Genomic DNA, 1,020 nt, shown 5'->3' with positions numbered 1-1,020 from the left:
TGAACATATCCATAATTGGATTGAGATACAGTTTTACACCGTCTGAACACTTAAATTCTGTAATATCTGTTGCTAGTTTTTGATGACACACATTTGTATAAAAACGACGCTTAATACGGTTCTTAGCAACAGTTCCAATAGTTCCTTTGTAAGAACTATACTTGCGTGATTTTCTTCTGAACTTATCTCCTTTAAGTCCAAGTTTATTCATGATGCGTTGCACCTTCTTATGATTGACTTTGAAACTGCGGTTTTTCAATTCCAAATGGATACGCCTATAACCATAATTGCCATCATTTTCATCAAAAATGGCTTGAGCGCATTCTTCAAGTTCTTGATCTGGATTTTCCCTTTTCATCATTTTTATATGATAATGGTAGGAGGATTCAGGAATACCGACTATGTGTAAAACATCCTTTAATTTGAATTTTTCTTTGAGTTCGAATGATAACGCTGCTTGTGCTTTTCGAGATAGCTCTCCTGATCCATCTGAAAAGCACGCAACTTTTTTAAATATTCTACCTCTAAACGAAGAAGCTCGTTTTCTCTCTCCAATTTTTGTTCATACGTCATTTCTTTTTTGTTTCTTTCGTTCTTTTCTTTATTAGACATAGGTGACCGTCCTTTCGATCTATCCAGGGCTTCAACACCACCATCTAACAAAGTCTTTTTCCAAGCAGTTATCATAGAGGGGTTTGTCAGCCCAAAGTGAAGAGCTGTTTCCATTACTGAAGAACCTGTTCTTTTCATAAATCTTAATACATCCAGTTTAAATTGAACAGGATAATTTTCCTTCCCCCTCTTTCTTAGTAATCCATTCTTTCCGAATTGCTCATATAGTTTTACCCACCTCTTAATGACAGTACTACTTTTTATCCCATACTTCTTAGCCAAAAGGTCATATCCTAGTTTTCCTGCTTGATATTCTTTAACTAGCATTAACTTAAATTGTTCACTATATTTAGCCATTAAAAACACCCCAAAAGTTAGATTTCACTCTAACTTTTGGGGTGCAGTACA

General features: G+C 35.0%; 2 protein-coding genes. Both read right to left on the bottom strand.

Annotated features, from left to right (window positions below):
- A partial coding sequence (locus tag J0N78_RS25490; protein WP_209125864.1) for an IS3 family transposase occupies positions 1-358 on the bottom strand: 358 nt, incomplete at its 3' end.
- A 59-nt stretch (positions 359-417) separates the two neighbouring features.
- On the bottom strand, positions 418-969 hold the full coding sequence (locus J0N78_RS25485) for a helix-turn-helix domain-containing protein (protein ID WP_209125863.1): 552 nt from the start codon (positions 967-969) through the stop codon (positions 418-420).
- Positions 970-1,020 lie beyond the last annotated feature (51 nt).

Source organism: Alkalihalobacillus sp. BA299 (assembly GCF_017745675.1).
Classification (GTDB): domain Bacteria; phylum Bacillota; class Bacilli; order Bacillales; family Bacillaceae_F; genus Alkalihalobacterium.
The sequence above is the reverse complement of the archived record's forward strand: the minus strand, read 5'-3'. Positions and strand labels throughout refer to the sequence as shown.